Here is a 26,144-nt window from a genome sequence, read left to right as displayed (position 1 = left end):
GGTCGGGGTCGGATCGAGCGGGAGCGGGTCGCGCAGCGGCCCGCCGGTTCGTCAGGCGGTACGGCGCGAGCGCCAGAGCAGCCACACGAAGTACGGCGCGCCGACGACGGCCGTCACGAGTCCCGCGGGCAGCTGCCCGGGCGCGATGACGGTGCGGCCGATCGTGTCGGCGACGGTCACGAGCAGTGCGCCGAGGAGCGCCGCGAGCGGCAGCACGAGCGCATGGCGGGCGCCCACGAGGGCTCGTGCGGCGTGCGGCGCGACGAGCCCGACGAAGCCGATGACGCCGACCGCCGAGACGGCGGTCGCGGTCAGCGCGACCGCGATCGCGAGCAGGCCGAGCCGTGCGTTGCCGAGTCGCACGCCGAGCACCCGAGGGGTGTCGTCGTCGAACGCGAGCAGGTCGAGTTCGCGCCGGGTCGCGACCAGCAGGGGCAGCGCGACGGCGAGCACGACGACGAGCGGGATGAGCTGCGGGAACGTCCGCCCGTAGGTCGACCCCGAGAGCCAGGTCAGCGCCTTCGCGGCGTTGTACGGGTCGGTCGCGATGATGAGCATCGCGACCATCGCCGAGGCCGCAGCCGAGACGCCGAGCCCGACCAGGATGAGCCGGCTCGTCGCGAGCCCGCCGCGAAGCGACAGGCCGAACACGATGAGGGCCGCGGCCGCCGCGCCGACGAATCCGCCGGTCGTGACCGCGACGAAGCTCGCGAGCGGCCAGAAGGTGATGACGAGCACCGCGCCGACGCCCGCGCCGCCCGTCACGCCGAGGATCGCGGGTTCGGCCAGCGGGTTGCGCGAGACCGCCTGCACGACCGTGCCGGCGACGGCGAGGGCCGCGCCCGCGAGGATCGCGGCGGCGACGCGCGGGGCGCGCGTGTTCATGACGAACTCGACGAGCGGGCCCGCCTGCCCGGTGGCCCAGTTGAGCACGTCGCCGCCGAGCAGCTTCGCGTCGCCGAGGAGCAGCGACACGAACGCGAGGATGACGAGGAGCACGGCGGCCCCGGCGATCACGAATGCGCGCCCCCGCCGTGAGAGCCCGGTGCCGATCACGAACCCGCTCGCGGCCTCGCTCGTCGCGCGCGACCGCAGCGCGAGCGCGATGAGGAACACCGCGCCGAAGATGGTGGTGACGACGCCCGTCGGCACTTCGACGGCCGCCTCCCCGCCGAAGGCGAGCCGGAGCAGCACGTCGGCGCCCAGCACGACGATGACGCCCATGAGCGCCGCCGCAGGGATGAGCAGGACGTGCCGCTGCATGCCCGGCACCCGCACGGCGATGAGCCGCACGATCGCGGGCGCGGCGAGGCCGACGAAGCCGATCGGACCGACGAGGGCGACGGCCGAGGCCGACAGCAGCACGGCGATGACGACGCCGACGAGGCGGGTGCGCCGCACGTCGACGCCGAGCACCGTCGCGGTGTCGTCGCCGAGCGCGACGAGGTCGAACTGGCGTGCGAGCACGAAGAGTGCCGCGACGGCGACGCCGACGACCGGCGCGAGCTGCGCGGCGGGGCCGATACCGGTCTGCGCGAGGGTGCCCTGGCTCCACGCGTAGAGCCCGGTCGTCCGCTCCGGGAAGAGCAGCAGCAGCATGGTCGTGAGCGCCGTCAGGGCGAGCGCGATGGCGGAGCCCGCCAGCACGAGGCGGACGGTGCCGCCCGATCCGCCGGAGCCGCCGGTCGCGCCGCGCGAGCCGCTCGCCGAGAGCACCAGCACGAGCCCCGCGGCGGCGAGGCCGCCGATGAAGGCCACGGCACCGCCGCCGATCACGGGCAGGGAGATGCCGAATGCGGCGACGACGACGACCGAGAGGTACGAGCCGGCGTTGACCGCGAGCGTGTCGGGCGAGGCGAGCACGTTGCGCGAGACCGACTGCAGGATGAGGCCGGCGACCCCGAGCGCGATGCCGACGACGACGCCGGCCGCGAGCCGCGGCATCCGGGAGGCGAGGAAGATCGCGGCCGACTGGTCGTCGCCGCCGGTGCCCGTGATGAGGCCGACGAGTTCGGGCAGCCCGACACCCGACGACCCCTGGGTGACGTGGACTGCGGCCAGGAGCGTCGCGACGACGACCCCGACGGCCAGCAGCAGGACCGCGCCGAGCCGGGGGCGCTCACGGCTCCCGGCCGGCGCGGCGGACGACACGGTCGTCTCAGCCCGCGAGGGTGTCGACGACCGCATCGATGTAGTCGTTCATCGACGAGGGGCCGCCGAACATCCAGATGCCGTCGGGCAGGCGGTGCACGTTGCCCGACTGCACGAACGGCAGCGACTTCCAGACCGCGTTGTCGGCCAGGTCGACCGCGTATGCGTCGGCCTCGCCGTTCGTGATGTACAGGAACTGCAGGTCGCCGAGGCCGGTGAGCCCTTCGACGTCGGTCGAGCCGAGGCCGTAGTCGGCGTCGCCCTCGCCCGTCCAGGCGTTCTCGAGGCCGAGCTCCTCGGTGACGGCGGTGAGCAGGGCGCCCTCGGTGAACGGTCGGATCGAGACCTGGCCGCCCGAGGCCCACGAGTCGCTCATCATGAACGGCGTGCCGGCGAGTCCCGCCTCCTCGATCGCGGCCTTGCCCTCGTCGATCTTGGCGTGGAAGCCGTCGAGGAGCGCCTCGCCCGCCTCCTCGGTACCGGTCGCCGTGGCGATGCGCTCGAGGTTCGACTCCATCTGGCCGATCGGGTTCGAGGCGTCGGCACCGCGCACCACGAGCACGGGAGCGAACTCCTCGACCTGCGCGATCACGGTCTCTGGCAGGTCGGTCGTGGTGACGACGAGGTCGGGGGCGAGGCCCGCGATCGCGTCGACGGAGGGCTCGCCGCGCATGCCCACGTCGGTGACGCCCTCGTCGAGCGGCTCGGACTGCACCCAGGCCGTGTAGCCGGCGACGTCGGCGACGCCCGCGGGCATGACGCCGAGGGCGACGAGGTTCTCTGCCGTGTTCCATTCGAGCGCGACGACCTTCTCCGCGGGCGCGTCGAGCGTGATCTCCTCGCCGCGGTCGTCGGTCACGGTGATCGCCGCGTCGGCGTCGGTCGCCGCTTCGGGCGCCTCGGTCGTGCCGCATCCGGTGAGGAGCAGCAGGGATGCCGCGGCGACGGCGCTGAGGGCGATGGCGGGTGTTCTCATGGCAGAGGATTCCTCATGGTCGGGCGCGCAGGCACAGCGGTGCCCGCGCATGGGGGGTGGTCGGGGATTCGGGTCAGGCGACGGCGAGGCGCGGACTGCGCTGCCTGGTGTTGTAGCGGCCGATGGGGCACGTGGTGATGCAGCCGCGTTCGTCGACGTCGACGTCGACCCGGATGCCGTAGGCCGAGCTCAGCACGTCGCTGACGAGGACCTCGGCCGGGGTGCCGACGGCACGTACGCGGCCGGACTCGAGGAGCACGATGCGGTCGGCGATCGCCGCCGCCTGGTCGAGGTCGTGCAGCACGACGCCGATCGTCACGCCGTGCTCGTCGGCGAGTTCGCGGATGAGGTCGAGGAGCTCGACCTGGTAGCGCAGGTCGAGGTAGGTGGTCGGCTCGTCGAGGAGGAGCACCCCGGTGTCCTGCGCGAGGCAGGCGGCGAGCCACACGCGCTGCAGCTGTCCGCCCGAGAGCTCGTCGACGGCGTGCGCCGCGAGGTCCGCGACGCCCGTCAACTCCATCGCCCGGTCGACGATCGCGGCACCGCCGGCATCGCCCGCGATGAAGCGGCCGCGGTGCGGGTGGCGCCCGAACTCGACGAGCTCGCGCACCGAGAGCCCGCCCGGCGTCGGGCGGCTCTGGGCGAGCAGCGTGACCCGCCGGGCGAACTCGCGCGCGCTGAGCGTTGCGGCGTCGACGCCCCGCTCGGCGAGGTCGTCGGCCGTTCCCGGCGCCCCGTCGGAGACGGTGTGCGCGTCGCCGCCGGCGAGCAGCACGCGCCCCGAGTCGGGTCGGTGCAGCCGTGCGAGCGCACGCAGCAGCGTCGACTTGCCGCTGCCGTTCGGTCCGACGAGGGCGGTGACCTTGCCCGGTTCGAGGTGGAGCTCCGCGCCGTGCACGACTGGCGTGCCGTTGTAGGAGATCGTGAGGTCGAGACCGAGCATGCCTCCACTATAGGTGAGGCTTACCTAACCTCGTCAAATCCGCTTCGTCATGATGCCCAGAGGGCGGGATGCCGCGTGCTGCGGCCGCTCCGACGCTCGAGCTGCGCGGCGATCGAGAACAGCACGCCCTCGCCGCCGGGTCGGCCGATGAGCTGCACGCCGAGCGGCACCCCGTCGTCGGTCTCCGCGACGGGCACCGTGATCGCCGGCAGCCCCGAGACGTTCACGAACGAGGTGAACGGAGTGAACTGCACCTGCTGGGCGAAGTTGCGCTCGCCGTCGACCGCGTCGTACCAGCCCACCGGCCTCGGGGTCAGCGCGAGCGCCGGGGTCACGATCGCGTCGAACGACGCGAAGCGGCGGATCACCCGCTCCTCGAATCCCGCGAGCCAGGCGAGCGCCTCGGCGAGCTGCCGGGCGGGCACCGTGCGTCCGCGCTCGACCAGCCAGCGGGTGAGCGGCTCGAGCAGCGCCTCGCGGTCGCCGTCGACCGGGATCGTCGCCGCACCCGCCTGCCAGACCGTGCGGAACGCGTCGGCGTAGCCCGGTTCCGGCGAGGCCGGCACCCGTTCGATGCCGTGGCCCATTCCGTCGAGCACGCCGATCGCCTGGTCGAGCGCGGCGATCGCCGGCGCTTCGATCGAGATCTCGACCCAGTCGTCCCACGGCGAATCGGTCATCACTCCGAGCTGGTAGCGCCCCTCGCCGCGGATCGCCGCGCCGAGGAACGGCCCGTCGTCGCCCGGCGCGCGCAGTGCGTACCGGTGCGCTGCGGGATAGCCGAGCGGCGCGATCAGCCCGTCGAGCAGCAGCGCGGCGTCGGCGACCGTGCGGGCGATCGGACCCGCGACGCCGAGGCCCGCGAGGCTCGCGAGGCCCGGCCCGGCCGGCACCCGGCCGCGCGACGGCTTGACGCCGACGAGTCCGCAGGCGGCGGCCGGGATCCGGATCGAGCCGCCGCCGTCGGAACCGGGGGCGAACGGCAGCATGCCGGCGGCGACCGCGGCCGCCGCTCCCCCGCTCGACCCGCCCGCCCCGAGCTCGAGGTTCCACGGGTTCCGCGCCGGCGGGAAGGCGAGGCCCTCGGTGTACGACGGCAGGCCGAACTCGGGCGTCGCCGTCTTGCCGAGGCTCACGGCACCCGCCGCGTCGACGGCGCGGACCAACTCGTCGGACTCGTCGGGCACGAAGTCCGCGAACGCACGCGATCCGAATTCCGCAGGCACGCCCGCGCGGAGCTGCAGGTCCTTGTCGGCGAGCGGGAGCCCCCACAGCGGTCTCGACCGCGGCACGTCGCGCTCGACGACGCCGGCTCGCGCGATGGCGAGCTCGGGCGTCACCGTCGCGAATGCGCCGACCTCGGTGTTCAGCCGTTCGACCCGCCCGAGGTAGTGAGCGGCGAGTTCCGTCGGCGACACCTCCCCCGCCTGGAGCAGCCGGTACTGGTCGAGGGCGGTGTGCTCGTGCAGCTCGGTCATGCCCCGAGCCTACGGCGGTGCCGGCCCGCCGCCGGCGGCACCGTCGACCGAGCGGTGCGGCCGCGAGGCATCCGCCTTATTTCAGCGAACGCTGCATGAGGATCGTGCCGAGCCACCGGTCGAACTTGAATCCGACCCGGCCCATCCGTCCGATCTCGGTGAATCCGAACCGCTCGTGCAGCACGAGCGAGCCCTCGGCGCCCTGGTCGGCGATGACGGCGATGATCTCCTTGATGCCGGCAGCCTTCGAGCGTTCGATGAGCTCGCCGAGCAGCACCCGACCGAGGCCCTTGCCGGTCGCCGCCGGTCCGAGGTAGATCGAGTCCTCGACGGTGAACCGGTAGGCGCGCTTCGGTTTCCACGGCGCGACGAGCGCGTAGCCGAGCAGCTGCCCCGTCGGCGACTCGGCGACGATGAACGGCATGCCGAGGTCGGCGAGCTGCACGAACTTCGCGCGCCACTCGGCGAGCGTCATCGGGTCCTCGTCGAACGTGACCGTCGAGTTCGCGACGTAGTGGTTGTAGATCTCGCGGACGCTCGGCAGGTCGGCCGGAACGGCGTCGCGCAACGAGTACTCGAACGGCGCCTCGACGGGCGCGGGCTTCCGCAGGTGATGCGGGAGCACCCGGCGTTCCTGGTATTCCTCCTCGAGCATGCCGTCAGACTACGTCGGCGAGATTGCGAGCAGGTTTCGGGATGCCTCGGCGTGAGCCGCCGCAGCCATGGCGGCGCTCATGCCGGCAGGCGCCAGTCGACCGGGTCGGCGCCCTGCGCCTCGAGCAGCGAGTTCGCCCGGCTGAACGGCCGCGATCCGAAGAAGCCGCGCGACGCCGACAACGGACTCGGATGCGCCGACTCGATCACCGGGGTGTCGCCGAGCAGCGGCTTCAGGCCCTGCGCATCGCGCCCCCAGAGGATGGCGACGAGGGGGGTGCCCCGGCCGACGAGCGACCTGATCGCGTGGTCGGTCACCTCTTCCCAGCCCTTGCCGCGGTGCGAGGCGGCCTCGCCCGGCCGTACCGTGAGCACGCGGTTCAGGAGCATCACGCCGTTCCGGCTCCAGTGCGTGAGGTCGCCGTGCGCCGGCGGTGCGACGCCGAGGTCGTCGTGCAGTTCGCGGTAGATGTTCTGGAGGCTCCGCGGCACCGGTCGCACGTGCGGGTCGACCGCGAACGAGAGCCCGACGGGATGCCCTGGGGTCGGGTACGGGTCCTGTCCGACGATGAGCACGCGCACGTCGGCGAGGGGCGCCCCGAATGCGCGCAGCACGCGGTCTCCGGACGGCAGGTAGCCGCGACCGGCCGCCGTCTCGGCACGCAGGAAGTCGCCCATCGCCGCGATGCGAGGGGCGACCGGCGCGAGGGCGCCTGCCCAGCCCGGGTCGATGAGGCCGGCTTCGGCGAGCTCGCCGAGGCTCTTCGCCGGCATCACGCGCCGACCGTCGCGACGACGACACCGTGTTCGGCGGGAAGCACCCGCCAGACGCTGCCGGAACCCTCGACCCTGAGTCCGTCCTCGCCCAGGATGAGCACCGTGCGCTCGTCGATGCCGAGCGCGCCGTCGATGAGGCCCGACTCCACCGCGGCCACGATGCGGGAGAGCATGCCGCGCTGGGCCACGTGCACCTCGACGGCGATGTCGACGAGCCCGATGCCCGCCCCGATCCCGAGCTCCGAGCCCGGCTCGTCGGGGTCCTCGGGCGAGACGATGATGCCGTCGATGCGCGAGCCGCCGTCGAGCGAGCCCTCGGCGGCGATCATCGCTCCGGCCGAGACGCCGAGGTACGGCACGCCGTCGGCGACCTGCCGTCGCAGTTCGTCGAACAGCGGCTCGAGTCCCGCGCGCACCTCTTCGACGATGCCGCCGCCGACGGCGATGCCGTCGACGTCGGCGAGCGCGGCGAGCCCGATCTCCTCGCCGCCGTGCACGGCGGTCACGTGCGGATCGAACTCGCCTGCCGCGGAGATGACGTCGACGAGCACTGCGGCCCGGCCCGGGCCGTCGGGATGCACGGAGATCACCGCGATGCGCGGGCGGGTGCGACCCATCGCTCGGCCGCGTGCGGCGGCCTCGGCGACGAACGGCGCGTACAACGGAGCATCGGCGCCGGTGAGCGCACCGCCGCCGACCAGGTGGACGTTCGCACTGCTGCCCGGCCCGGCGGCCTCGGCGCCGATCGGCCCGGCTCCGGCGAGTTCGTCGAGGCGCTTCCCGGACATCACGCGCCGATCGTCGAGACGACGACGCCGTGCTCGGCGGGCAGCACCCGCCAGACGCTGCCGCGGCCCTGCACCTCGAGGCCGCCCTCGCCGACGATGAGCACCGTCTCCTCGTCGATGCCGAGGCCGCCTTCGGCGATGCCGGCCTCGACCGCGGCGACGAGACGCGAGAGCGCACCCCACTGGGCGACGTGCACGTCGATCGCGACGTCCACGAGTCCGATGCCGGGCGCGACGGTGACCTCGTCGAGGCCCTGGTCGCCCGACTCGGGCGACACGGTCACCCCGCCGATGGCCCGGCCGCCGATCAGCGCCCGTTCCGCGGCGATCATCGCGCCCGCCGAGAATCCGAGATAGGGGGTGCCCGCGGCCACGAGCCGTCGCAGTTCGCCGAACCGCGGCTCGAGCGCGTCGCGGTACGCGGGGGTGTTGCCGCCGCCGACGATCACGCCGTCGACGTCGGCGAAGGCCGACGGCGGCACGTCGCCGCCGTGGGCGACCGCCGTCACGACCGGGACGAACGCGCCGACCGCCGCAGCGACCTCGACGAGCTTCGCCGCATGCGCCTCGGCGTCGCCGTCGCGCACCGCCACCACGGCGATGCGGGGCTCGGCGCGGCCGGCCGACGCCGCCCGGTGCGCGGCCTCGACGATGAAGCGCGAGAAGACCGCGGTGTCGCCGTCGGCGGGCCAGCCGCCGCCCACGAGGTGGACGCTCACGCGGTGCCCTCGACGGTCGGCGCGGTGACCGGCGGCAGCGCCGACCAGGGGAACACGATCCAGTCGTCGGTGTCGCGGTAGCTGTAGTCGGGCACGAGGATGGTGCGCGACTTCGTGTAGAGCGTCGCCGTGCGCACGTCGGCGCCCACCTCGGTGAGCAGTTCGAGCACCTTCGCGAGCGTGCGCCCCGAATCGGAGACGTCGTCGACGAGCAGCACCTTGAGGCCCGCGAGCGCGGGCGCGTCGAGCATCGGCGGGTGCACGATGGGCTCGGGCAGCACCTGCTCGATGTCGGTGTAGAACTCGACGTTGATCGAGCCGCACTGCTTCGTGCCGAGCGCGTACGCGATCGCACCCGCGAGCAGCAGCCCGCCGCGCGCGATCGCGATCACGACATCGGGCTTGAAGCCCGAGCCGAGCACATCGCCGGCGAGCGAGCGAGCCGCCTCGCCGAACCGGTCCCAATCGAGGATCTCGCGGCGGATCTCGGGCACTCCGAGGCCGGCGTCATTCGCATCGAACGTCATCTGGAGATCGTATCGGGCCGCCGCGGCGGGCGGGTCAGCGATCCGCTCCGTCGGCCGGCGATCCGTGCGCCGCTCCCCCGCCCGACTCGTCCCGACCGATCGGGCGATCGCGCGCGGCGGCCCGCCGCGCCGCCGCCTCGACCTCGCGGTCCGACCGCGCCTGGCCGACCCGCTCGCCGATGTACGAGATGATCGTCGCCGACGCGGTGCCCACGATCACGACGCCGCCGGCCATCAGGAAGACGGCGTAGAACCGCCCCTCGGTGGTGATGGGGTACATGTCGCCGTAGCCGACGGTCGCGACCGTGACGATCGCCCACCAGATCGCATCGCCGAACGTCGTGATCGTCGCACCCGGTGCGCCCCGTTCCGCCTGCAGGGTCGCGAGCGCGATGAAGTAGACGAAGACGATCGCATAGGTCGTGCCGTAGATGATGATGTTGGCGCGCACCGCCGCACCGCTGCGTCGCTGCAGGTACGGCACGTTGCGCAACAGGGCGAGCACGCGGAACGCGCGGAACAGCGGCACGATCGCCGACAGGACGTCGACCGGATGGGAGCGGATGAACGCCCAGCGGCCGCCGCGGGGCGTGAGCGAGATCCGCACGACCACGTCGGTCACGAAGACGAGCCAGGCGACCACGAGCGCGACGAAGAGCGGCGAACCCGGCCCGCGCGGAATCCACGGAGCGAGGACGTAGATCGTGTAGGCGACGATGAAGACGACGCCGAGAACCACGAGCGGAATCGTCGTGCGCCGTTCCCATGCATCCCGACGCGGGGCCGGCCGCTCCGCTGACGCGGCATCGGTCGTCATGAGGCATCCGTTCCACGGACGGCGAGGGGGCCCTTCGTCAGCCGGTACGGCGCGGCCTGCGCGACCGGCTTCACGACGATGAGGTCGAGGTCGACGTGCCGGGGCTTCTGCACGGCGTCGACGATCACGCCGGCGATGTCCTCGGCGACGAGCGGATCCGGCACGTTCTCGTACACGGCGTCGGCCCGGGCGCGGTCGCCCCCGAAGCGCACGAGGGCGAACTCGTCGGTCTTGACGAGGCCCGGCGCGACCTCGATCACCCGCAGCGGCTCGCCGTTGAGCTCGAGCCGCAGCACCTCGGTGAGCGCGTGCGCGGCGAACTTCGCCGCGTTGTACCCGCCGCCGCCGACGTAGGCGGTGTGCCCGGCGATCGACGTGACGTTCACGATGTCGGCGACGCCGCGCGAGATCGCGCCCTGTCGCAGCAACGGCAGCAGGGCGCTCGTGACGCGCTTGAGGGCGAGCACGTTGACCTCGAACATCCACGCCCAGTCGTCGATCTCCGAAGCCTCGACCGAGTCGAGCCCCTTCGCCCCGCCCGCGTTGTTCACGAGGGCGTGGACGGGGCCGGTCGCGGCGAGGTGGTCGCGCAACGCGTCGACGTCGGACTGCTGCGTGAGGTCGGCGACGAACACGGAGGCCCCGGTCTCGGCCTCGAGCACCCGAAGGCGCTCCTCGCGGCGGGCCACGCCCACCACGTCCCATCCGGCCGCCCGGAGCGCCCGTACCGTGGCCGCCCCGATGCCCGAACTCGCACCCGTCACGACCGCACGAAGTTTCGCCATGCGCCCATTCTGCCCGCAACCGGCCGCGGTCTTCGGGAACCGTGCGCTTGAATGGAGTGATGCACACGAGGATCGACCACCCCCGGCCGACCCGCAAGCGGGTGCCGCTGTGGGACAACGCGCGCTGGATCGCGATCACGCTCGTCGTCGTCGGGCACGGCATCCTGCCGCTCATCGCCGAGTCCGACAGCGCGTACAGCGTCTACCTGTTCATCTACTCGTTCCATGTCGCGGTCTTCGTCGTCGTGAGCGGCTACTTCGCGAAGTCGGGGCCGCCGAACGCCAGGGCGCTGCGGCAGATCCTCACCGACATCGTCTTCCCGTACTTCATCTTCGAGACGATCTGGACGGTCCTCCGCTGGCTCCTCGGCGGGGACTTCGACCTCGACTTCACGACCGCGTCGTGGACCCTGTGGTTCCTCATCGCCCTCGCCGCCTGGCGCATCGTGCTGCCGTACCTCGTGCTGCTGCGCTACCCCCTGCTGATCGCGATCGTCATCTCGATCGGCGCCGGCTACACGGAGACGATCGACTCGACCTTCGCGCTCACACGCACCTTCGGCATGCTGCCCTTCTTCGTGTTCGGCTGGAAGCTCAGGCAGTGGCAGGTCACCGGACGCTGGCTGGAGCTCCGCCCGGCCGTGACCTGGCGCTGGCGAGCGGGCGCGATCGCGCTGTTCGCCGTCGTGCTGGCCGTCATGCCGATGACGATCGAGACGCTCCGCGACCTGAAGCTCCGCCGCTTCATGCTCTACGACGAGTCCTACGAGGCGATCGGCTACGACGAGCCGTGGTCGGGCGCCATCCGCCTCGTCCTGCTCCTGTCCGCGATGGTGCTCGCCGTCGCGTTCCTCGTGCTCATGCCCCGGGGCGCCCACTGGTTCACGCCCTTCGGCCGGGCGACCATGTACATCTACCTCCTGCACCCGTTCGTGCTCTTCCCGTTCCGCGAGTCGGGCATCCTCGCGGGCGACCAGCCGTTCTGGGTGCTGCCCGCGATGATCGCGTTCTGCGTCGGCATCGCGATCGTGCTCTCCCTGAAACCGGTCCGGCGCGTCTTCCGCCCGCTCGTCGAACCGCGCGCACGGTGGCTGTTCCGCCCAGAGCCGTCGACCGCGACCGGCACGATCGTGCTGCCGCCCGACCCCGAGCGGCACTGACCCCGAGCCCGCACGGAGCGGGCGCACGCCTGCCTCGCCCGTGACGCCGTGTTGCGGGCTCCGTTGCCCGACTCCACCGCCGCGCCTAACGTGACTCGACAACGCCATCGCGACTGGCACGACCAGCTCGACCCGGCCGCGCACGACTTCCGAGGAGACATCCATGACCAGCAACGCCGACTGGCGCTTCGAGACCAAGCAGGTCCACTCGGGCGCTGCGCCCGACCCCGTCACGAAGGCCCGCGCGACGCCGATCTACCAGACCACGTCGTACGTGTTCGACAACGCCGAGCACGCGCAGAACCTGTTCGCGCTCGCCGAGTTCGGCAACATCTACACGCGCATCCAGAACCCGACCCAGGCCGTCGTCGAAGAGCGCATCGCGGCGCTCGAGGGCGGCACGGGCGCGCTGCTGCTGGCATCGGGCCAGTCGGCGTCGACGTTCGCGGTGCTGAACATCGCCGAGGCCGGCGACCACATCGTGTCGTCGTCGTCGATCTACGGCGGCACGTACAACCTCTTCAAGTACACGCTCGCGAAGCTCGGCATCGAGACCACGTTCGTCGAGAACCAGGACGACCCCGACGAGTGGCGCCGCGCCGTCCGGCCGAACACGAAGCTCTTCTTCGCCGAGACGATCGGCAACCCGAAGATCAACATCCTCGACATCGAGCTCGTGTCGGGCGTCGCGCACGAGGCCGGCCTCCCGCTCATCGTCGACAACACCATCGCGACGCCGTACCTCATCCGCCCGCTCGAGCACGGCGCCGACATCGTCATCCACTCGGCGACGAAGTTCCTCGGCGGCCACGGCACCGTGATCGGCGGCGTGATCGTCGACGGCGGCAGGTTCGAGTGGTCGAAGAACGTCGCGAAGTTCCCGGGCCTCACCGAGCCCGACCCCTCGTACCACGGCGCGAGCTACACGACCGCGGTCGGCGACGGCCTCGCCTACGTCATCAAGGCGCGCGTGCAGCTGCTCCGCGACCTCGGCGCGGCGATCGCCCCGGCGAGCGCGTGGCAGCTGATCCAGGGCATCGAGACGCTGTCGCTGCGCGTCGAGCGCCACGTGCAGAACGCGCAGGAGATCGCGGAGTGGCTCGACAACCACCCCGAGGTCGCGAGCGTCAACTACTCGGGCCTGCCCTCGAGCCCGTGGTACGCGGCGGCGAACAAGTACGCCCCGAAGGGCGTCGGGGCGGTGCTCTCGTTCGAGCTCAAGGGCGGCGTCGACGCCGGCCGCGCGCTCGTCGACGGCCTGTCGCTGTTCAGCCACCTCGCGAACATCGGCGACGTGCGCTCGCTCGTCATCCACCCGGCGTCGACGACCCACTCGCAGCTCACGCCCGAGCAGCAGCTCACGACGGGCGTGACGCCCGGCCTCGTGCGCCTCTCGCTCGGCATCGAGAATATCGACGACCTCAAGGCCGACCTCGAGGCGGGCCTCGCGGCCGCTCGCGCGGCGACCGACGCGGCTCGCGTCTGACGTCGTTCCGAGGGGCGGATGCCTCGAGCCCACGCCGGCTCGAGGCATCCGCCCTTCCGGCACCGCGTCAGTGCGGTGCCGCCGGCGCCCGGGTCGTAACAATGGACGATCGGCTCGGCCGGCGCGGGAGAATCGAAGGCATGGACTGGCAGACGACGGCCGACGTGGTTCCGGCGGGATTCGTGCCCGAGGCGGGCGCGCTCGCCCTGCTCGGGCGCGCGCCGGCGACCGGCGCCTGGCGCGAGGGCGACCCCGTCGGCGATCGTCGGTTCGTCGGCATCGGCGACCTCGGGCTCGAGTCGGGCGGGGTCCTGCCGGGGGTCCGCATCGCGTACGAGCAGTGGGGCACCCTGTCGGCCGAGCGCGACAACGCCGTGCTCGTGCTGCACGCGCTCACCGGCGACAGCCACGTCATCGGCGAGGCGGGCGCCGGGCATGCGAGCGCCGGGTGGTGGCACGGCGTCGTCGGGCCGGGGCTCGCCGTCGACACCGACCGGTGGTTCGTCGTCGCGCCGAACGTCGTGGGCGGCTGCCAGGGCTCGACCGGGCCCGCCTCGCTCGCCCCCGACCGCAGCGAGTGGGGGGCTCGCTTCCCGTTCCTCACCATTCGAGACCAGGTGCGGGCGCAGATCGCCTTCGCACGCTCGATCGGCATCGAGCGGTTCGCCGCCGTCATCGGCGGGTCGATGGGCGCCATGCACGTGCTCGAGTGGGCGATCGAGGCGCCCGACGCCGTCGAACGCATCGCCGTGCTGGCGGCTCCCGCGGCCACCACCGCCGACCAGATCGCGCTCAATTCCGTGCAGATCGAGGCGATCCGCACCGACCCCGCATTCCGCGCCGGCGCCTTCTACGACGCTCCCGACGGGGAGGGCCCGACGCGCGGGCTCGCGCTCGCGCGACGCATGGCGATGCTCAACTACCGCACGGCCGCCGAACTCAACGACCGGTTCGAGCGCAGCTGGCAGTCCGGTCTCGACCCGCTCGGCGGCGAGGGCCGCTTCGCGGTCGAGTCGTACCTCGACTTCCACGGCAACAAGTTCACCCGTCGGTTCGACGCGAACAGCTACATCGTGCTCACCGAGTCGATGAACTCGCACGACATCGGCCGAGGGCGAGGCGGCGTCGCCGCGGCCCTCGCCCGGGTGCAGGCCAAGAGCCTCGTGCTCGGCGTCGACAGCGACCGCTACTTCCCCCTCGCGGGGCAGGTCGAGATCGCCGCCGGCCTCGCCCGGAGCGTGCACGGTCCGACGCCCGTGGTCGTGGAGAGCGACTTCGGTCACGACGCGTTCCTCATCGAGCGCGACGCGGTCGGCGCCGAGCTCGCCCGCCTGCTCGCCGCGTGAGCGGAGGGGCCGCCGACCGGCGCGCCCGTCCGGTGCGGGCCGTGCCGGCCGTCGCGGATTCGCCGCGGAGCAGCCCATTTCGAGCCACTACTGGACTAGTGTTCGAGATGACGGGTGCCTGCGCGGGCGCGCTCGTCGTGCCGAGGGGGTGACATGAAGCGCATCCACAAGGAGCGCGATCGGCTCCTCCGCCGAATCGCGAGGATCGCCGGACTCTCCGGCGCGATCGGGGCGCTCGCGTGCATGCTCATCCCGAGCTCGGCCGGGCCGCTCGAGCTCGGAGTGGTGGTCCTGCTCGGCCTCGTCACCGCCGTCCTCGTCGTCGTGCACACCGCGCACGGCAGCGTCCCCGCGGCGCTCGGAGTGGTCGCGAGCTCGCTCGCGACCGTGGCCGTGCTCGGGTCGGCGGAGGTCGACCCGGTCGCGTTCGCCGCGATGTCGCTCACCGGCGCGGCCGCCGCGCCGTCGGTGGCGATCACGCTCATCGTGCGTCCGGGCGGCGTGCCGCTCGTCGTGTCGCTCGGCGCGCTCTCGGTGGTCGTCGCCGGCGTCATCGTGGTCAGCGGGCACACGAAGCCGACCATCATCGTCGCGACGATCGCCGGCTGGTCGGTCGGCTCGGCGATCGGCCTCGCCCTCGACCACGGCATCGCCGGCGCCGCGGCTCGCATCGACGAGATCGGCCGGGCCCACGAGGCCGAACGCATCGCCAGCGAGACCGAGGCCCGGCAGCGGCAGGACGCCCGCGTGCTGCACGACACGGTGCTCGCGACGCTGAGCCTCCTCGCCCACTCCGGCGTCGGCGTCGGTGCCGCCGCGCTCCGGCAGCAGGCGGGCGACGACGCACGGCTGCTGAAGCAGCTCCGCCTCGGCGCCTCCCTCGACAACACCTCGAACGCGATCTTCTCGCCCGACTCCGACGAGGACCTGCTGTCGACGACGTTCGAGTCGGTCAGGCAGCGCTTCGCCCGGATGGGCCTCGATGTCAACTGGCACGGCGTCGGACAGCTCGCGCTGCCGCGCGAGACGCTCGATGCCCTGCTCGGCGCGCTCGGCGAGTGCCTCGAGAACGTGCGCCGCCATTCCGGGGTCAACGAGGCCGACGTGACCGTCAGCGACGACGACCGCACGGTTCGGGCCATGGTGACCGACGCCGGCCACGGATTCGCGCCGGAGTCCGTCGACCCGGCCCGGCTCGGCTACGCCGAGTCGGTCGTCGGCCGACTTCACACCGTCGGCGGGCGCGCCCGCATCTTCTCGTCGCCAGGCTCGGGGACGACCGTCATGCTCGAGGTGCCGAAGCCGTGACCACGGGGACGATCGAGCAGACCGGCGCCAACGGGTTCCGGCGGCCGTCGCGCACGGCGCGGGCGGTCCGCGCCGTCGGCGACGTGCGCGACCGCCACGGCGGGCGTCGACTCGCGACCGGCATCGCGGTCGCCGGCGGCGTGGTCATCCTGTGGTTCCTGGCGCGCGCGATCATCCTCGCGCCGCTCTTCCCACCGGGGCCGGGGCCGTGGCCGGCCTGGATCGCCCTCGCCGTCATCATCGGCATCGGGGTCGTCTCGCGCATCTTCTCGCGCGACCAGCCGCTGCCCGACGTGCTCTACGTCTTCCTGCTCGTCGCACTGGCCGTACCGATCTGGCTCGACGTCTCCGCGACGTGGGGGCTGCTCCACCTCGGGGTCACGCCGACGGCCGCGGCCGCGACGGGGGCCGTCCTCATGCCGGTCGCGGCGATCCGCGGCACGCGCGTGCCGCTCGCCGTCGCGATCACCACCGGCGTGGTGCTCGCCGTTGCGGCCCTCCTGCAGGCCGCGTCGGCCGGGCCGTACACGGCCACCGGCCTCGCGGTGGCCGCGGCGGCAGTGCTGCCGCTCGTGCTCGCCGTCGTCACGATCCGAGGGTTCCGCCGGCTCGTCGTGCGCGAGCTCGATCTCTCGCTCGTGCAGAGCACCGTCGCGACGCCGCCCTCCCCCGTCGGCATGCGCGCCTCGGAGGAGCTCGCGCAGCTCGATTTCGATGCCGAGACCCTGCTCGACGACGTGGGATCGGGGCGCATCGCGATCCCGCTGCCCGCCGAGGCCGCGGAGCGGGCCGGTCAGCTCGCCGCCGCGCTTCGAGCCCGTCTCATCGAGGGTCGCACCGACACCTGGCTGCGACACGCCGTGACCGAGTCCGCGTATCTGAGCGAGCACGTCGTCGTCGACGATCCCGAGGGCGCCGCCGGTTACCTCGGCAAGACGCAGCGCGACAACCTGCTGCTCGCGCTCTGGCTGCTGGGCGGCGAGCGCAGGAAGGGCCAGACGACGCCGATCTCGGTGGTCGTCACGACGTCCGACTCCGAGGTCGACGACGAAGAGCACGCGACGTCGGAAGCGGCTCGAACGGCACCGGTCGTGCTCATCGGCATCGAGATCGACGGCGTCGCACACCGACGTCTGGACGCCGCGACGTGGGACGCTATCGGTAATGTCGGAACACACGATGTCGTCGGCGGCCCCGCTGCCTTCCGCATCGACATCGAGTGCCGGGCGGACCCGACCGTCCCGGCGAGTGCGTCGGCCGCCACCGCGGCCCGTCCGAGGGGAAGCTGAATGCCCGACACCGCTCCACCGATCCGACTCGCGATCGTCGACGACCATCGAATGCTGCTCGGTGCGCTCACCGAGTGGCTGCGCGGCGCCTCGGCCGAGATCGAGCTCGTCGCGGCCGTGCCCTCGTGGTCCGAGCTGCTCGCCCACCCCGACTTCCCGGTCGACGTGGTGCTGCTCGACCTCGACCTGCGCGACAACATCCCGATCTCGCTCAAGCTCTCGATGCTGAAGTCCGCCGAAGTGCAGACGATGCTCATGAGCAACTACTCCGAACCCGCCGTCGTTCGCGAGGCGCTCAGCGCCGGTGCGATGGGCTACCTCGTCAAGTCGGAGCCCGTCGAATCGATCATCGAGGCGATCCGGTCGGCGATGCTCGGCGAGTCGTACCTGACGCCCGAGCTCGAGGCCGCGCTGCTCGACGACGGCACGGTGCCGAAGCTCTCGGCGCAGGAGCGTCGCGTGATGGCGCTCTACGGCGCCGGCCAGCCGGTCAAGGCCGTCGCCTTCCAGCTCGGCATCTCGGAGGAGACGGCGAAGAGCTATCTCAAGCGCATCCGTGAGAAGTACCGTGCCGCCGGGTACGACGTCGGCACGAAGGTCGCGCTGCGCAAGCGCGCGATCGCCGACGGCATCCTGCTGCAGTCCGACTGACGGCGGCATCCTTCATCGGTGACCTGCCCGGTGCCGCTCACCCGTTCAGACGTCGACGGCCGGGGTGGCTCCGGTCGCGTAGGGCACGTGAACACCGCGGCCGCGCAGGGCCCGGTCCATCGCGAAGCTGCAGAGCGCGAGCCCGATGCCGGCGATCGTGAGCACGAGGCCGACCCAGATCGGTGCGACGTAGCCGAAGCCGGCGGCGATCACGGTGCCGCCGAGCAGGGCGCCGAGGCTGTTGCCGATGTTCAGCGCCGAGTGGTTCAACGCAGCTGCGATCGACTGGCTGTCGCGCGCGACATCCATCAGCCTGGTCTGGATGGTCGGCGCGAGCGCCGACGAGGTCGCCCCGATGAGGAACGCGCCGACGAAGAGCCCCGCCGCGAACTGCGCGGTGAGGGCCAGCAGCGCGAGCGAGGCCGCGAGCGCCGCGAACGACAGGTACATCGTGCGACGCACGCTCCAATCGGCGAGCCGGCCGCCGACGAGGTTGCCGACCGTCATTCCGAGGCCGGTGGCGACGAGCACGAGCGGCACGGCCGCCGTCGCGAGTCCGGTGACCTCGGTCGCGAGCGGAGCGATGTAGCTGTACATGGCGAAGAAGCCGCCGAACCCGATCGCGCCGATGGCGATCGCGAACCACACCTGCGGCCGGGTGAACGCGCCGAGCTCGCGGCGCACGCTCGCCGCCGGGTCGCCGGGCTGCCACGGCACCGCGACGGCGACCGCGACGAACGTGAGCGCGAAGATCGCGGCGACGGCGAGGTAGGCCACCCGCCAGCTCGTGGCCTGCCCGAGCCACGTGATCGCGGGGACGCCGATCACGTTCGCGATCGTGAGGCCCGACAGCACGAGCGCGACGCCGCGACCGCGCTTGCCGGGACCCATCAGGCTCGCGGCGACGAGCGAGGCGATTCCGAAGTACGCGCCGTGCGGGAGGGCCGAGAGGAATCGGGCGACGAGCACGAGCCCGAACGACGGCAGCACCGCCGACGCCACGGTGCCGATCGTGAACGCGGCGACGAGGGCCAGCAGCAGTCGCTTGCGCGGCCAGCGCGCGGCCACGGCCGCGATGGTCGGCGCGCCGACGACGACCCCGAGCGCGTACGCCGAGATGATCCAGCCGGCCGTCGCGTTCGCCGCGTCGGCCGATTCGGCGTGGATGCCGGGCAGGAGGTCGAGCGCGAGGTCGGGCAGCAGGCCCATCGCCACGAACTCGGTCGATCCGATGCCGAAGCCGCCGAGGGCGAGCGCGAGGAGCGCGAAACGAACGCGGGCCGGCGACAACGTCGTCGGCCCGGAGAGATCTGGGGTCACCGACCGATTCTCGCACGGATCGAATCGATTCGACAACCCGGCCGCACCGACTGCCCCGACCAGCACGCGCGCTGCGGGCGACCACCTGCGCCCGATCCGGCGCGGTGAGGTGGGACTCAGCCGTCGAGCTGGGCCTCGAGCCGCTCGAGCTTGCCGTCGATCTCACCCGTGAACCCCGGCCGGATGTCGGCCTTCAGCACGAGCGACACCCGCGACCCGTACGCCCCGACGGCCTCGGTGGCACGACGGACGACGTCGAAGACCTCGTCCCACTCCCCTACGAGAGTTTCTAGTGGGCACATCGCTCGATGCTGGCGCACTCCCCTCTCGTCATCGAGAAAGGACGCACATGCAGATCATCGGATACGCCAGACTGAGCCGCGCATCGCGGGAGGAGTCCACGTCCATCGCACGCCAGCGCGAAATCATCGAGCAGCGGTGCGCGCTCCACGGCTACACCCGACGGCGTCGTACGCGGCCCGGACCTCGTCGAGGTCTCAGGGCGCGATGACTGGCACCCCGACACGCTGCGGTGGTTCGACGCGTGGCGACGCTCGCCTCAGGCGCAAGCGTTCCTTGCCACCGACTGGGAGCGCCTCGTCATGGTGGCGCCGCTGCGCGACGTCATCGCCCGCAACCCGCAACGCCCGTCGGCGTCGGCGATGGCGGAACTCCGCCTCAACGAGGAGCGCCTCGGTGCCACGCTCGCCGACCGTATCCGACTTCGCATGAACATCGTCGCCGACGCCCCGCTTGCCCCGGTCAAGTCCCTTGAGCCCGCCGCGCAACGCATCGCCCGCAGGCTCGACGTCTAGCCGGGACTAGGCTCCACGTTTCGCGTCGCCGATGACCCACGCGAAGAACCGGGCCGCACGCCCCTGTGGGACCTCCCGTGGAGTGTTCGTCGGGCGACGGACGCCCCGTAGATGTGCGATGAGCGCCGGGTCGGCGGCGATGACCTGCACTCGCGACGACTCCTCGCCTGCGGGCGCTCCGGCTACCACGATGGCCTTGAACCGGTCACCTGTGTCGAGAAGCTTGGCGAGCCGCGCCGCCATCTGCTTGTTCACGTAGCCGACCTTGCCGACCCCGCTCATGACCGCGATGGCGTTGCGGTCGTGCTCGTTGTCAGGCTCACGCTCGAGCCGCACGACTGTCCCGAGTGTCAAGTCCGCCGCCTTGGCGACCTCGGGTCGATACGGGACGCCACGCACACGGAACGTCCATAGACCGAGTCGGGCAAGGTGGCGATTTCCGACCGAGATGAGTTTCCCCGTCGTGGTCTCCGACAACCACAACTCCCCCCGGTACGGCACTAACCGCAAGTTCGGCGGCGTGATGCTCGGCGCGAGCAACTCGTCCCATCGGTTGCTCGACAGATAGACCGACTCTCGTCCCTCAGGCATGCGCCAACCGTAGCGGCGCCCACCTCGACAACCGCCCCTCTGGCCCGCGCGCCACGAGGGCTCTTTCGTGCCGCGTTGCGCTCGGCATCGTCCACGGCGTCATCACCGTCGTGTCGGCGCCCCATCCGCGGCGACTGGGATGGCGCGTGGCGGCCATCGGCGCCCTCATCGCGACCGCGCGGGACGGCATCGCGTCCATCGTCGGCGCCGCCGTCGACCCCGTCGGTACGCTCATCCGGTTCCGCCCTGGCTCTCCTCGGCGACGCACTCACGACCGGCGCGGGCGCGGTCGGCGGCTGGCTCGCCGACGTCTGAGATGCCGTACTCTCGACGCTCTCGGGCTGGCTCGCTGGTCTCGTCGGCGTCGGAGTCGACATCATCCGCGGGCTCACCGACGGAGTGCGCGATGCGCTCGGCATCCGCTCCCCGTCGCGCGTCATGCGCGAGCACGGCGAGGGCCTACGACGTGCGCCGGGTCTCGGTACACGCAGTGCAACCCCTGCGCCCTTGGCCGTCGATTCAGGGAGGAGAATAGATACATGAAACTCGAGGTGCTTCACATTGACGATTGCCCGAACTGGCAAGCGGCCGGTGCTCGAGCGGAGGCAGCCTTACTTGAGCACGGGCGCTCCGACATCCGCGTCACCTATCTGCTCATCGACAGCACTCACTTGGCCGCCCAGACTGCGTTCGCTGGCTCGCCTACCTTGACACTGGATGGCGCCGACATCTTCCCGTCTGAGGGACACACGAGCGATCTCGCCTGCCGGGTCTACTTCAGTCCACAAGGCATGGCTGGGGTTCCGACACAGGAACAGATTTCCGATGCACTGGGGGCGCTCCTGTGAGTGACGTCGCGTTCCTCGCTTGTTCCTGCTGTGGTCGAACCTATCCACGCAACAGGCTCCACGCGCTCGGCTCGGAACCTGCCTACATCTGTCGACGATGCGGGCTGTGGGTCGCACTCCGCATCCGAGAGGACGCGAGCGCTCGGAGTGCGTCGGGTTAGGTCGCCCAGAACCTGAACACCACAACGCCCCCGGCCCGGTCACGTCGACCGAGTCGGGGGCTTTCGTTGTTCCGCGTTGCCGCCCGCCTGACGCGTCGCGGCGCCGATAGCATCCGGAGCATGCGCCGTACCGCTCTCGTGCCCATCTTCGCCGTTGCTCTCCTCACCCTCACCCTCGCAGGCTGCGCTCCGTCCCGCGCAGAGCCGTCCGCCCCGGCGCCCTCAGATGTCCCCGCCGAGGTGACGCCGACCGAGTCGGACCGGACCGAGGTGCCATGGGAGGACTACGCGCCTGAGGTGCGCGAGGGCATCGACGCCGCGACCGAGGCCGCGGACTGTGCCGCCCTCCAAGCGGAGTTCGACACGGCGGACGCGAACAGCGAGGCGACGATGAACCGCACCGGCCACAACAACGCGGACCTCATGGCCTACATCGATGAGGCCATGCGCACGGCAGGCTGTTACTGACGCGACGCCCTAGCGCTCCGCATCGGCTCCCGGCCTTGCCCACATGTCGAGTGCCTCGGGCGTCGGGTCGTCGCTCATGGCGATCCACAACTTGAACGCCTCGCTGACTCGCCGCTCGAGCAGCTCGCGCACTTCCCGAGTGTCCGCCACGGTGACGTCGACCTCGCGCCTCGGGCGCTTGCGCGGGCCTCGGTTCGGTCGGCGGACATGCTCCCACCGCTCGGGATCATCCTTGCTCGGTCGGAGGTAGTGCATCGAGTGGACGACCTCGTGGCGCTGTTGGAGCGCGGTGACGACGTCCAAGCACCAAGCGGCCACCTTGGACCTATCGAGTTCGACGAGGAGCGGGTCCGGCACCAGCATGCGCTTGCGAACGCGTCCGGCGATGTCTGTGGCTGGGAGGTCCCGCGAGCGACGTTGTCCGCCGTCCCCGGCTGGGAGCCACCCCAGTCCGACGTCGCCCGCGATCTTGTAGACCATCTCTTCGAGCGTGGTGCCCATGATCGTCAGGCGCCCAACCTCGACGACGAGGTCATCGCTGAGCCCCCAGAACTCCCCCTCGGCGTCAGACATGGCGCCACCCTAGCGCGGCACCCTCCCGGGTCTGTCGCAACCCGGCCCCTGGCCTCGTCACCTCGACGGGTCGGGGCTTTCGGCGTATCCCAGTCGCCGCGTCCGCCAGCGCGGTGCGGACTTCCGTTCGTACCGCCCCGGTATCCTGCCGTGATGGAGAACCGTCCGTCGAAAGTGGTGCCGTTCGACTTCGCGCTGTCTGCCGCCATCCGAGGGGTTGTAGCAGAGCGCCAGTTCACCCAGAGCTACATCGGCAAGCGCTCCAACACCACGACACGTACGCTCATCCGCTACCTCAACGGACAGAGTCCCATCCCCGTAGCGAAACTCATGGACATCGGTGAAGCCATCGGCGTCCGAGCCGAGGACCTCATCGCCCGAGCCCGCGTCATCATGGCCCAACGCGAGGCCGACTGACTGTTAGAACAAGCCCCCGCCCCTACATGAGGAGCGGGGGCTTTCGGCGTTTCTACGGCGGCCCTACGGGCGCCTACGATGGCCCCAGCGGGACCCGGGCGGCTACCATCCGTCCGGGCCTCGCCCTACGGCATCGGGATGCCGCGGTCCCGTGCGACGTACGCCACGATGTCGTGGAACTCCGTGTCGCTGACGTGCGCTCCGAGCATGCGCTCGACGTCCTCGCACAACTTGATGAACTCGGCCACTTGGCTCTCCGTTTCCGGCGCCGCCTTGGCGCCCGAGGGCGACCCTAGGGCCCGCGTGACCTCGACGTCAACCTGTGTTGACAGCCGCGAGTCGACATGCATGAGTCGCCTCGTGCACGACAGGACGCAGTCACCCGCCGCTAGTCACGTCCTCCGACGTCCGCTGCACGATGAGCGCGTGTAGGCGCCGAGCGAGGAGGCGCCGGAGTCCCCCTAGGACAACTCCTTCGATGTCACCAACTTCACTCCCCGCGCCTGACAAGAACTCGGCTCGGGTCGCCGCACGAACAACTCGCTTGCCGTCCTCCGTGAACTTCACGGAAACGGGGAACCGATCCCGCCGAGCGTCGGCGATGCCCCGCTCGGGCAACGAGAGTCGCCCTACGAGTTCGAAGGTGGACGTCGGTCGTAGAGCGGGCGCGAGTTCGTCGCGCGAAGTCACGGAGCGACCGCCTGACGCGGTCCGCGTGCGCGTGGTCCGAAGTTGTAACCGGAGCGCCTCGGAGACCTCCTCGACTCGGGACGCGAGCCGGTCCAACTCGACCACGTAGAGTTCGTCCCACGCCGCAGCGCGGAGGTCCTCTATCGACGTGACGTGCACGTTGGCGCTCTGCGCGGCCTCACGTGCCCCGGACTGGTATCCGCGCTCCGCGAGCATGATGCCGCGATCGGCGCCCGTGTCGTCGACGATTGCCCTGAGCGCCAAGACGCGATCCTTGGTCACCGGTCGCGACAAGTGCTTGCACTCGACTAACCACACATGCGTCATCCCGGCGCGCTCGTACGTCACGACGACGTCAACGTCGTGCTTCGTGCGGACGCCCTGTACGGTGACGTCGGTTTCGGCCCGCAGACCAAGCGACCGGAAGAACTCCGCCGCCTCCTCTTGGTACGCCCGCCATGGCACCGACAATCGGATCGATCCCCTCTCGCTGGCCGCCACGCGGGCCCTGCCTAGAGAGTACGACCCGGTCACCGCAGCGGGAGGGAGGCACGGCCCGCGACGGGGCCAACCCGCCTAGCGGGCGGTCGCTACGACTCGTCGCCGCGCTCGAGCGCTGCCTCGAGTCGTTCGACCTTGCCCTCGATTTCCCCGGAGTAGCCCGGTCGGATGTCGGCCTTGAGCACGAGCGAGACCCGCGAGCCGTACTCGCCAACCGCCTCGGTGGCGCGGCGCACGACGTCGAACACCTCTGTCCACTCGCCCTCGATGGTTGTAAACATCGCGTCCGTGTGGTTCGGGAGCCCCGACTCTCGAACGATGCGCACCGCGGCGGCAACAGCGTCGTGCACCGAGCCATCCGCGCGGCCCGTCCCGCTCGGCGCAACAGAGAACGCAACCAGCATGCCTAGGCTCCCTTGTTCCTTTTGTGTACCATCGCACCCTCGATCTCCGTGAACATCGACGTCGTGCGGTTCGGGAGCCCCGACTCGCGCACGATCTTCACGGCCGCCGCGACGGCGTCGTGCACCGACCCGTCTGCACGGCCCGTGCCGCTCGGCGCGACGGAGAATGCGACCAGCATGTTCGACCATCCCTCCGGCGGCACGGCCCGGCGCTCACGCGATCGTCGGCGCCCCGTCCCGCCGGGAACCAGCCTGCCACACGGCTCGCAGCGCCCAGACGAGCACGGCCACGAGCAGCACGACCTTCGCGGTGAGCAGGAAGACGAACGCGGGGTTCGCGATGAGGAGCCAGCCGTACCAGTACGGGTAGATGATCTGGGTGAACAGCGCGATCGCGGCCGCGAGCACGGCCGGCACGACGAAGCGCGACGGGCGCAGCACGAGGCCGAGCACGACGGGCGCGGCGAGCCACGTCACGAACTGCGGCGAGCCGACCTTGTTCGCGAGCATGAGCACGACCACGAACGCGAGCGAGAGCGGCGCGAGCAGGAGCCCGAGGTACGCGCCGCGACGCGCCGCGCGGATGCCGAACGCGACGACAACGAGCACCCCGACGATCATCAGCGGGGTCGTGAGCGCGGCCGCGGTCCCGGCCCCCGGGCCGGCGATCTGGAACGTCAGGATGTCACGGTCGTAGACGATCGTGACGTCCTTGGCACCGGCGACGATCCGCCACAGCCAGAACACCGCGGCGGGTGCCTCGATCTGGAGTCCGCGGCCGGCCTGCTCGGCGATGAAGCCGACGGCGTTCATGCCGGAACCGGCGAGCAGGCTCACCCCGAGGATGCCGATGCTGAGCACGACGGCGACCGTGACGACCTCGAGCCGCCGGCGCACGGCGATGACGAGCGCGGCGACGAGCGCGGCCGGCCAGACCTTCACCCAGGCGCCGATCGTGAGCAGGGTCGCCGCGACGCGCGGCCGGCCGGCGGCCCACAGCAGGCCGGTGATCGCGAACGGAACCGTCACCGCGTCGATGCGCCCGAGCGCGATGGGGCCGAGCAGCGCGATGAACGCGAGCCACCACCATGCCGCGAGCCGGCGCCGGCGCGAGAGCGCAGCGCGCCCGATCAGGATCGAGAACGCGATCGCGTCGAGCAGCACGACGATCGCGAGCCAGGTCTGCGCGACGTACGCCTCGCCGAATGCGAGCGCCGCGGACATCGGCGCGAAGGCGAGGATCGGGTAGACCCACGGGGCGTCGATGCCCATGCGCAGCCAGCCGTGCGCCGCGTTCTCCGCCCAGATCCGGTAGACGCCGGTGACGTCGCCCATCGGCAGGCCCGGCGCCTCGAGGTTCAGCCACACGACGAGGCCGTGCGCGACGATGAAGCCCACCCACAGGGCCCCGCGCCCGCCGAGCCATCGCCGGAACGCGACGCCCGTCGCCCCGCGTTCGTCCCCCGTCACGCGGAAGATCCTAGCCGAGCGTCACATTCCG

29 protein-coding genes and 1 pseudogene are annotated in these 26,144 nt (G+C 71.6%); 10 read left to right on the top strand and 20 right to left on the bottom strand.

The genetic code is table 11. From position 1 onward, the window contains the following. Positions 1-51: 51 nt before the first annotated feature. The 11 genes from PX701_RS14015 to PX701_RS13965 all read right to left on the bottom strand — a co-directional run bounded on the left by PX701_RS14015 (position 52) and on the right by PX701_RS13965 (position 10,615). Positions 52-2,187, bottom strand: coding sequence for an iron ABC transporter permease (locus PX701_RS14015; RefSeq protein WP_420831078.1), 2,136 nt, complete (start codon positions 2,185-2,187; stop codon positions 52-54). Then, positions 2,159-3,127, bottom strand: a complete 969-nt coding sequence (locus PX701_RS14010) for an iron-siderophore ABC transporter substrate-binding protein (RefSeq protein ID WP_275506645.1) — start codon at positions 3,125-3,127, stop codon at positions 2,159-2,161. Before PX701_RS14010 ends, PX701_RS14015 begins: the two co-directional genes overlap by 29 nt. A gap of 73 nt (positions 3,128-3,200) precedes the next feature. Continuing rightward, a complete protein-coding gene (locus PX701_RS14005; RefSeq protein ID WP_231431507.1) occupies positions 3,201-4,070 on the bottom strand; it encodes an ABC transporter ATP-binding protein in 870 nt (289 codons plus the stop codon). A gap of 47 nt (positions 4,071-4,117) precedes the next feature. Continuing rightward, the gene (locus tag PX701_RS14000; protein WP_275506644.1) at positions 4,118-5,548 is read right to left on the bottom strand and encodes an amidase; all 1,431 of its coding nucleotides are present in this window, start codon (positions 5,546-5,548) and stop codon (positions 4,118-4,120) included. Between the two features lie 76 nt (positions 5,549-5,624). Next, positions 5,625-6,203, bottom strand: a complete 579-nt coding sequence (locus PX701_RS13995; RefSeq protein WP_231431509.1) for a GNAT family N-acetyltransferase — start codon at positions 6,201-6,203, stop codon at positions 5,625-5,627. Positions 6,204-6,280: 77 nt separating this feature from the next. Continuing rightward, the gene (locus PX701_RS13990; RefSeq protein WP_275506643.1) at positions 6,281-6,976 is read right to left on the bottom strand and encodes a uracil-DNA glycosylase; all 696 of its coding nucleotides are present in this window, start codon (positions 6,974-6,976) and stop codon (positions 6,281-6,283) included. Beyond that, positions 6,976-7,767 carry a Type 1 glutamine amidotransferase-like domain-containing protein gene (locus PX701_RS13985; protein ID WP_275506642.1) on the bottom strand — a complete coding sequence of 264 codons (792 nt, stop codon included), beginning with the start codon at positions 7,765-7,767 and terminating at the stop codon, positions 6,976-6,978. The genes PX701_RS13990 and PX701_RS13985 overlap by 1 nt, the downstream gene beginning before the upstream one ends. After that, positions 7,767-8,486: a Type 1 glutamine amidotransferase-like domain-containing protein gene (locus PX701_RS13980; protein WP_231431511.1), complete on the bottom strand. Its 720-nt coding sequence runs from the start codon at positions 8,484-8,486 to the stop codon at positions 7,767-7,769. The genes PX701_RS13985 and PX701_RS13980 overlap by 1 nt, the downstream gene beginning before the upstream one ends. Next, on the bottom strand, positions 8,483-9,013 hold the full coding sequence (locus PX701_RS13975; protein ID WP_275506641.1) for a phosphoribosyltransferase: 531 nt from the start codon (positions 9,011-9,013) through the stop codon (positions 8,483-8,485). Before PX701_RS13975 ends, PX701_RS13980 begins: the two co-directional genes overlap by 4 nt. Positions 9,014-9,047: 34 nt before the next feature. Then, positions 9,048-9,830 (bottom strand): potassium channel family protein, encoded by a 783-nt coding sequence (locus PX701_RS13970; RefSeq protein WP_231431513.1) that lies wholly within the window; start codon positions 9,828-9,830, stop codon positions 9,048-9,050. After that, positions 9,827-10,615, bottom strand: a complete 789-nt coding sequence (locus PX701_RS13965; RefSeq protein ID WP_275506640.1) for an SDR family NAD(P)-dependent oxidoreductase — start codon at positions 10,613-10,615, stop codon at positions 9,827-9,829. Before PX701_RS13965 ends, PX701_RS13970 begins: the two co-directional genes overlap by 4 nt. A 59-nt stretch (positions 10,616-10,674) precedes the next feature. On the opposite strand from PX701_RS13965, the gene PX701_RS13960 reads away from it, so the two are divergent. The 6 genes from PX701_RS13960 to PX701_RS13935 all read left to right on the top strand — a co-directional run bounded on the left by PX701_RS13960 (position 10,675) and on the right by PX701_RS13935 (position 17,855). After that, complete coding sequence (locus PX701_RS13960; protein WP_231431515.1) at positions 10,675-11,775, top strand: acyltransferase family protein; 1,101 nt, start codon at positions 10,675-10,677, stop codon at positions 11,773-11,775. Between the two features lie 106 nt (positions 11,776-11,881). Further along, complete coding sequence (locus PX701_RS13955; protein WP_275506801.1) at positions 11,882-13,261, top strand: bifunctional o-acetylhomoserine/o-acetylserine sulfhydrylase; 1,380 nt, start codon at positions 11,882-11,884, stop codon at positions 13,259-13,261. A 140-nt stretch (positions 13,262-13,401) separates the two neighbouring features. Next, the gene (metX, locus tag PX701_RS13950) at positions 13,402-14,607 is read left to right on the top strand and encodes a homoserine O-acetyltransferase MetX (protein WP_231431517.1); all 1,206 of its coding nucleotides are present in this window, start codon (positions 13,402-13,404) and stop codon (positions 14,605-14,607) included. Between the two features lie 153 nt (positions 14,608-14,760). Next, entirely contained in the window at positions 14,761-15,915 is a 1,155-nt protein-coding gene (locus tag PX701_RS13945) for a sensor histidine kinase (protein WP_231431518.1), read from the top strand. Further along, the gene (locus tag PX701_RS13940; protein ID WP_231431519.1) at positions 15,912-17,204 is read left to right on the top strand and encodes a hypothetical protein; all 1,293 of its coding nucleotides are present in this window, start codon (positions 15,912-15,914) and stop codon (positions 17,202-17,204) included. Before PX701_RS13945 ends, PX701_RS13940 begins: the two co-directional genes overlap by 4 nt. Next, positions 17,205-17,855: a response regulator transcription factor gene (locus PX701_RS13935; RefSeq protein WP_231431520.1), complete on the top strand. Its 651-nt coding sequence runs from the start codon at positions 17,205-17,207 to the stop codon at positions 17,853-17,855. It abuts the gene before it with no gap. Between the two features lie 45 nt (positions 17,856-17,900). Here the strand turns inward: PX701_RS13935 and PX701_RS13930 are convergent, their stop codons facing one another. Beyond that, the gene (locus tag PX701_RS13930) at positions 17,901-19,175 is read right to left on the bottom strand and encodes an MFS transporter (RefSeq protein WP_231431521.1); all 1,275 of its coding nucleotides are present in this window, start codon (positions 19,173-19,175) and stop codon (positions 17,901-17,903) included. Positions 19,176-19,291: 116 nt separating this feature from the next. Further along, positions 19,292-19,477, bottom strand: a complete 186-nt coding sequence (locus PX701_RS13925) for a thiamine-binding protein (protein ID WP_275506639.1) — start codon at positions 19,475-19,477, stop codon at positions 19,292-19,294. Between the two features lie 96 nt (positions 19,478-19,573). Here PX701_RS13925 and PX701_RS18575 point away from each other — a divergent pair. Further along, positions 19,574-19,990, top strand: a pseudogene (locus PX701_RS18575) (phage terminase small subunit); the annotation flags it as partial. Positions 19,991-19,996: 6 nt separating this feature from the next. On the opposite strand, the gene PX701_RS13915 reads toward PX701_RS18575, so the two are convergent. Beyond that, positions 19,997-20,581 carry an HIRAN domain-containing protein gene (locus tag PX701_RS13915; protein WP_275506637.1) on the bottom strand — a complete coding sequence of 195 codons (585 nt, stop codon included), beginning with the start codon at positions 20,579-20,581 and terminating at the stop codon, positions 19,997-19,999. Between the two features lie 539 nt (positions 20,582-21,120). On the opposite strand from PX701_RS13915, the gene PX701_RS13910 reads away from it, so the two are divergent. Both PX701_RS13910 and PX701_RS13905 read left to right on the top strand, forming a co-directional pair. Continuing rightward, positions 21,121-21,429 (top strand): hypothetical protein, encoded by a 309-nt coding sequence (locus PX701_RS13910; protein ID WP_275506636.1) that lies wholly within the window; start codon positions 21,121-21,123, stop codon positions 21,427-21,429. Positions 21,430-21,710: 281 nt separating this feature from the next. After that, positions 21,711-22,058 carry a hypothetical protein gene (locus tag PX701_RS13905; RefSeq protein WP_275506635.1) on the top strand — a complete coding sequence of 116 codons (348 nt, stop codon included), beginning with the start codon at positions 21,711-21,713 and terminating at the stop codon, positions 22,056-22,058. A 9-nt stretch (positions 22,059-22,067) separates the two neighbouring features. Here the strand turns inward: PX701_RS13905 and PX701_RS13900 are convergent, their stop codons facing one another. Continuing rightward, on the bottom strand, positions 22,068-22,631 hold the full coding sequence (locus PX701_RS13900) for a hypothetical protein (RefSeq protein WP_275506634.1): 564 nt from the start codon (positions 22,629-22,631) through the stop codon (positions 22,068-22,070). A gap of 153 nt (positions 22,632-22,784) precedes the next feature. Here PX701_RS13900 and PX701_RS13895 point away from each other — a divergent pair, with 153 nt between their 5' ends. Beyond that, positions 22,785-23,048 carry a helix-turn-helix domain-containing protein gene (locus tag PX701_RS13895; protein ID WP_275506633.1) on the top strand — a complete coding sequence of 88 codons (264 nt, stop codon included), beginning with the start codon at positions 22,785-22,787 and terminating at the stop codon, positions 23,046-23,048. Positions 23,049-23,173: 125 nt separating this feature from the next. On the opposite strand, the gene PX701_RS13890 is transcribed toward PX701_RS13895, so the two are convergent. From PX701_RS13890 to PX701_RS13870, 5 genes are all read right to left on the bottom strand, one after another. Continuing rightward, a complete protein-coding gene (locus tag PX701_RS13890; protein ID WP_275506632.1) occupies positions 23,174-23,296 on the bottom strand; it encodes a hypothetical protein in 123 nt (40 codons plus the stop codon). 130 nt (positions 23,297-23,426) lie between these two features. After that, a complete protein-coding gene (locus PX701_RS13885) occupies positions 23,427-24,239 on the bottom strand; it encodes a restriction endonuclease (RefSeq protein WP_275506631.1) in 813 nt (270 codons plus the stop codon). Between the two features lie 89 nt (positions 24,240-24,328). Continuing rightward, the gene (locus PX701_RS13880; protein ID WP_275506630.1) at positions 24,329-24,643 is read right to left on the bottom strand and encodes a thiamine-binding protein; all 315 of its coding nucleotides are present in this window, start codon (positions 24,641-24,643) and stop codon (positions 24,329-24,331) included. Between the two features lie 2 nt (positions 24,644-24,645). After that, on the bottom strand, positions 24,646-24,822 hold the full coding sequence (locus PX701_RS13875) for a thiamine-binding protein (RefSeq protein WP_420831077.1): 177 nt from the start codon (positions 24,820-24,822) through the stop codon (positions 24,646-24,648). A 34-nt stretch (positions 24,823-24,856) separates the two neighbouring features. Then, positions 24,857-26,113: a glycosyltransferase 87 family protein gene (locus tag PX701_RS13870; RefSeq protein ID WP_275506629.1), complete on the bottom strand. Its 1,257-nt coding sequence runs from the start codon at positions 26,111-26,113 to the stop codon at positions 24,857-24,859. Positions 26,114-26,144 lie beyond the last annotated feature (31 nt).

The organism is Agromyces chromiiresistens (genome assembly GCF_029167465.1).
Classification (GTDB): Bacteria; Actinomycetota; Actinomycetes; order Actinomycetales; family Microbacteriaceae; genus Agromyces; species Agromyces chromiiresistens.
Note: the sequence above shows the minus strand (reverse complement) of the source record. Positions and strands in the feature narration are given on the sequence as shown.